At 63.9% G+C, this 277-nt stretch carries 1 protein-coding gene; it reads right to left on the reverse strand.

The genetic code is table 11. The features are described from left to right. The coding region (locus ACTHSL_RS13550) for a hypothetical protein (protein ID WP_440381716.1) at nucleotides 1-277 on the reverse strand (277 nt) is incomplete at both ends.

Raw genomic sequence — 277 nt, forward strand, 5'->3', positions numbered from 1 at the left:
GTTCGAGCTGGCGCGTCGGGGTCCTCGGGTCGAAATCGGTCGGCGCGTGTCCGTATGTGATCTCCGAACCCGGCGCACAGGCGCCATCTCTCGCCACCACATCCCACAGCCGGTCTTGAGGGTCCGACGCCTTGACGACCCACAGCCGATCCAGACACGTCGTGGGCTGCATAATCCATGGCGCGGTGATCGCGATGCGGGGCGCCTCCAACTCACCGTCGATCCTCAGCCACAGTTGATAACTGCATCCCCCCAGGATCAGCAGCAGTCCCAAGAT

Source organism: Neisseria sp. P0008.S010, assembly GCF_051962715.1.
Lineage (GTDB): Bacteria > Pseudomonadota > Gammaproteobacteria > Burkholderiales > Neisseriaceae > Neisseria > Neisseria elongata.